This window comes from Actinomadura sp. CNU-125 (genome assembly GCF_001942465.1).
Classification (GTDB): Bacteria; Actinomycetota; Actinomycetes; order Streptosporangiales; family Streptosporangiaceae; genus Spirillospora.
Genome location: NZ_MKJY01000334.1, coordinates 1 through 4,940, shown reverse-complemented (window position 1 = coordinate 4,940; position 4,940 = coordinate 1). Strand labels below are relative to the sequence as shown.

Annotated in this window: 6 protein-coding genes; all 6 read right to left on the bottom strand. The window is 68.3% G+C overall.

Going from position 1 to position 4,940, the window contains the following annotated elements:
* Positions 1 to 740, bottom strand: a 740-nt coding sequence (locus BJF79_RS32280) for an ATPase, T2SS/T4P/T4SS family (protein WP_262402858.1), incomplete at its 3' end; no start/stop codon positions are given.
* Positions 741 to 826: 86 nt separating this feature from the next.
* A complete protein-coding gene (locus BJF79_RS32275; RefSeq protein WP_075903135.1) occupies positions 827 to 1,588 on the bottom strand; it encodes a hypothetical protein in 762 nt (253 codons plus the stop codon).
* 45 nt (positions 1,589 to 1,633) lie between these two features.
* Positions 1,634 to 2,209, bottom strand: a complete 576-nt coding sequence (locus tag BJF79_RS32270; protein WP_158079361.1) for an SAF domain-containing protein — start codon at positions 2,207 to 2,209, stop codon at positions 1,634 to 1,636.
* A gap of 131 nt (positions 2,210 to 2,340) precedes the next feature.
* Positions 2,341 to 2,736, bottom strand: a complete 396-nt coding sequence (locus BJF79_RS62575; RefSeq protein WP_143220511.1) for a hypothetical protein — start codon at positions 2,734 to 2,736, stop codon at positions 2,341 to 2,343.
* A 398-nt stretch (positions 2,737 to 3,134) separates the two neighbouring features.
* Positions 3,135 to 3,632 (bottom strand): hypothetical protein, encoded by a 498-nt coding sequence (locus tag BJF79_RS54145; protein WP_143220509.1) that lies wholly within the window; start codon positions 3,630 to 3,632, stop codon positions 3,135 to 3,137.
* A 278-nt stretch (positions 3,633 to 3,910) separates the two neighbouring features.
* A complete protein-coding gene (locus BJF79_RS32260; protein ID WP_075903131.1) occupies positions 3,911 to 4,675 on the bottom strand; it encodes a sigma-70 family RNA polymerase sigma factor in 765 nt (254 codons plus the stop codon).
* Positions 4,676 to 4,940 lie beyond the last annotated feature (265 nt).

Genomic DNA, 4,940 nt, shown 5'->3' with positions numbered 1-4,940 from the left:
GCCTCCATCGCGACCACGTCCGGGTGCCGATGCGCCAGGGACGGGTCGTCCAGGAACAGCTCGAAGTCGCTCTCCAGCGTGATCAGCCGCTCGGTCGCGGGAACTTCACCCGCGAGCGCCCGCACCAACGTGGTCTTGCCGGTGTTGACCTCCCCGCACACGATGATGTTTCGACGCGCCCGCACCGCCGCCGACAAGAACTCCCGCAGCGGCGGCGACAGGGTTCCGCGGTCGGTGAGCTGCTCCAGCGTGATGTCGACCAGACGGTGAACCCGGATCGCCAGATGCGGACGCCGCGACACCCACCCCACGACCGCCAGCCGCACCCCGCCCGGCAGGGCAACGTCCAGTAGCGGGGACGCGTGCGAGAACTCCCGGCCGGTGTTGCCGCGCCGCGCGAGCAACTGCACCCATTCGATGAGATCCTCGTCGGTTTCTGCGACGGCGGGACCCGCTTCCTTCACCCCGCTGGTGTAGGTCACCCACGTTTCGCGGCAGCCGTTGACGACGATGTTTTCCACGTCCGCGCTGTCCAGGAACGGCTGCAACGGCCCGAGCCCGAACCGGCGATCGAACACCAGCCGCGCCACCTGCCGCTGCACCTCGACCGGAACCGTCCGCCCCGCCGACATCTGCTCGTGCGCCCACACCTGCACCTGCGCCTCGATCAGATGCCACGCGCGCGCCCGGTCCACGTCGTCGGTCAGGACGTCCGCGAGCTGCGACGACACCTCGCGCACGGCGGCCCATCCGTCCACGCTGGAAGCGCGCGGGACAACGACGGTTTCGGGCCGCGATGGGGGCGAAGGCGCCCATCCTGTTTGCTTCATCGCCGCACCTTCCCGGCCGCTCGAATCGGCACCCGTGGCCGGGGAACCTGTTCCGCTTCAGCCACCACCGGTTCAGTGATGGCGGTGCGGACGCGGCGTCCGAGGGACTCCAGCGAGCGCATCAGCAACGACGTCCGGAACGTCATCCGCGGCCTCGCACCGTCCGACAACACCCGCGCATCACCGGGAGAGAACGCGGGCTCGCCCAGCACCGGAAGCCTCAGCACGCGCTCGACCTCCGCTGCGCTGTACGGGCCGTCCGGCACCAGACACAACGCCAACCGGTCGGGTGCCAGACCGCGCAGCACCTCAAGGCGAGGCGTCGCCGCGTCGACCTGCGCCAACGTGGGCTTGAGGACCATGACCACCAGGTCGGAGGCATCGAGCAACGCCACCGGCGTCTCCACGCCGCCCACACGTCCCAGGTCCGCGAGCACATCACCGTCGCGCGCCGTGAACGCTTTGGCCAGTGGCTCCCACAATCCCGCGAGCTGAGAAGCGTTCCGAGGATCACGAACTCCGTGCAACAGGCCCACACGCCCGTCTTCGGAGATCGGGACCACATACTCCTCCAGCGGCAACTCGGTACCCGAGGCCGGGGAAGTCCGCGTTGCGAGACCGAGCATGCCCGGGCCGGCGGGTTCGCGGAGCCGGTCGGCCATGAACCCAGGAAGGACGCGACGTCCCGCCGGATCGCATTCGGCCAGCAGCACCCGGCGCGGCCACGTCAGCGCCAGGCCCAACGCGGTCGTCGTCACCCCTGGCGATCCACCAGGCGAGACCAGACAGCACAACGCCACCGTTCAGCCCCGCCTCTCCGTCACCACCAGCACGACGAGCCCGGCCGCCGCGCGCCGCGCCACCATGCTGCTGTCGGCATCGGCCACCAGCAGCGACGCGCTGACGGTCCCCTGAGCGTCCGGGACGCTCACCTGATCGACGACCGCCTCGACATCACGCGGCACGACCGACTGGCCGCCTTGTGCACCGGTTCCGGCAGCCGGTGCTTGTTCACCCACCGTGAAGACCACTCGCACCCGCCAGCCGGGCCCCAACCCCGGCGGAACCTCGCCCGCCTTCAACGGAACGGTCACCAGCGCCTGTCCCTGCTGCGGGGTCCGCCCCGACGTGAGCTGCGACGCCGCCACCAGCGTCCCTCCCCGTAGGTGGATCGCGGCGCGGCGGCCGACGACGTCCTCAAGTTGACGTTCCGGCACCGTCGGCACACCCGAGTCCACCGCCACCCTGGCCACGGCCAAGTCGGCTCGCTCTAGCTTGTGCCCCGCCGCCACATCGCGGGCCAGCCGCAGGACCGCTACCCGCTCGCTGGACGAACGGAACAGATACACGTTCGTCAGCACCGCGAACGCCAGCAGCATCGCCCCCGCCGCCGTCCAGCCGGGACGGCGCTGCCTCACCAAACGCCCCGATGCGGGCGACGTCGTCCGGGCGTGCCCCTTGGAGGCTCCGCTCGACGGCACCCGCGCCGCGGCCGTCTTCCCGTCCGTTCTCATGGTCTCCCCTGCCCATAGAGTGCCTGCGCCTCGGCCACGCGCAGCCGGAACGTCGTCGAACGGCTTAGCGGCGGCAGTGCGCCGCCCGAACCATCCGATCCCCGCCAAGTCCCGCCCCACAGGACCGTCACCCGCACCCGGTACGCGCCACCCCGCTCCTGCGCCGATGACCGCAGGTAGGTGTAGGAGCAGTCCGTCCGCTGTGCGGCCACAGGCTTGGACCGGTCATAGGCCACACCCGGCCCCGGACACCGGACCGTCTGCCGTCCCTCACCCGGCTTGATCGTCATCCGCTGCGGGACGGCGGTCACCTCGACCCACACTCCGCCGGCCGATGCCCGCCCGCTCAATGACCTCCAGTTCGTCACCCAGAACCACTCCGGCACCCCCACCAGACCGCCCTTATGGCGCGGCGGAGCCGTCCGCACCTGCGGAGCGGGTATGGGCAACCGCGCCCATTCGGCCATTGCCACATCCGCAGGCGTCACCCTCGGACCCCGGCCCTCGCTCCGTACGGGGGCGCAAACCTGAACGTCGTTCCCCGCGGTTTTGCACTCGTGGGGGGCCAGGGCCTGAACCTCGTCCCTGTCCGGAGGGGCGTCGTGATCGGGTGAACCTTGAGAGCCGTTCATTGGCCCGACCGGCTTGCCGTCTTCCTTCGCGCCGAACAAGTAGTTGAACCTGTTGGTGATCGGCGGCACCGGGTCCTGCGGCGGTGGTGCAGCCGCAACTGAGGACAAAGAAGCCGCCGTGCCGAGGACGAATGCCAGCGTGGTGCTCGTCATGGCGGTCAGCAGCCTTCGCCCAGAGAGACCATCTTGGAGACGCGCCACCGCCCGTCAGCGGCCTTGGACAGGTATGCCTTGACTTTCTCCTCTTTCACTCCCCGATTCATCTTCTTGTGAGAGTGAGATTTCATTAGCCCGGATTTGCTGCCGTCCTGGCAGCCCAGCACAACCGCTTCATTGTCACCCACTTGAACACTCTTCACGTAACCGACCGTTTTGCCATATGACGTGACTCCCTGTGTCTTCATTTCTTCGATTTGCTTAAGAACCCGGGATAGTTGCGGGTCGGTCATGTGGGCCGCGAGTTGCTGCTTTCGGGAATCCACTGGCAAGGAGTCAGCGTGATCGAGAATCGCAAAAAACTGAGCATAGGCATGTTTGATCGCCTCGACATCGGGGTTCGGTGCCGAAGCCGACGGTCGGTCGCTCTCCGATGGCAAGGGAACGGCGGCGCCTTCACCAGTGCACCCAGTCGATAGCAGTGCGGTCGCGACGGTCATTCGAACGGTGATCTTGGAGACGGTCGATCGACACCTGAACACGGTGACCTCCTCGGATCGCTGACTGCCATTCGCACGCGTTGGCCATTCACCGGCGCCGACGCTGCGCGGTGCGATGCTAGGGGCGTGGCGATAATCTTGCCCATCCCGACGAGGAAAATCACCGTACAAGCACGACCAAGCCGTCCCCATCCGACGCCGGTTTGCCGCACTTGCCGGGGATGTAAACTTAATACCGGACGGTGTATTTATGGCGGCTGAATGCGAGGTGTTCCCCGCTAGGGACGCCTCCCGCGCAGTTCGCCGTCGCGGATCGCGGCGAGCATCCGTGTTTCGGCGCGGTGGCGCCGTTTGTAGAGCGTCTTGGTTGCTGTTCCTTGCCGCCGGGCGACGTGCTGGATGGTGAGGCCGTCCAGTCGGGTGGCGATGATCAGCTCGGCGTCGGCGGCGGTGATGATGCTCGCCTGTGCGGCTTGCAGCAGCAGTTCGACGGGGGCGGGTTCGTGTGATGCCGGTGGTGCGGGCAGTTCTCGGGGGTCGCGGGCCGTGGGGTGCAGCTCGCGGCTGCGGGCTCGCATTGCGCCTTTGCGGGCCCAGAAGATCAGCCGCGCGGCGATGTTGGGGCGGTCGGTGTCGATGCGGGGTAGCTGGGCGACGAACTCGGTGAGCAGTTCGGAGACGATGTCGTCGGCGTGCCGGGACGGGGTGGTCCGCACGATGCGGGCCGCGGCGTTCTTCAGGCCGGGCATGGCCACGCCGACGCAGCCGATCACCCAGGCCGGGTCGCTGCTGCGGGCCCGTCGGACGAGTTGTGTCCATACGGCGTCCTTGGCAGGGTCGTCGATGCCGGGGGCGAGCAGCAGTTCCCGCAGTTCGTGCAGGTCGATCGGCCGTTGGGGCAGGTGGCCGCCGGTGGTGGTCCGCCCGTCGATGGCCAGCGGGTCCGGCCCGGTGGTGAGCAACTGGAAAGACCGTTCGGCGACGGTGAGCGCGTGGCCGATGCTCTGAGCGCGGGCTGTGCGGCTGGTGGTGTGGTCGGTCATCTGAGCCTCCTTGCGGGTCACCGGTCGCTGCTTGGGGCCACCGGTCGGGTGATGCCGTCAGGTATGGCTCATGGCGCGAACACCGGATGGACACATCGGCGGCGAACAGAGTGTTCGCGACCGAGGTGGCCGTGTTCGAAATCCCGTTGACCTGCGCAAACAGGCGAACAGGGTTCGCTGGAGCGCGGACGGCAAAGCGCGGGCATGTGTTCGGAACGCCGTCGACCTGCACCTTCGGCCGGCGCAGGATTTCCGGGTCCGGGTT

Coding starts and splice junctions, on each gene's coding strand:
- BJF79_RS32260 (WP_075903131.1), bottom strand. CDS start 4,675: ATGACCGACCACACCACCAGCCGCACAGCCCGCGCTCAGAGCATCGGC.
- BJF79_RS54145 (WP_143220509.1), bottom strand. CDS start 3,632: ATGACCGTCGCGACCGCACTGCTATCGACTGGGTGCACTGGTGAAGGC.
- BJF79_RS32270 (WP_158079361.1), bottom strand. CDS start 2,209: ATGCTGCTGGCGTTCGCGGTGCTGACGAACGTGTATCTGTTCCGTTCG.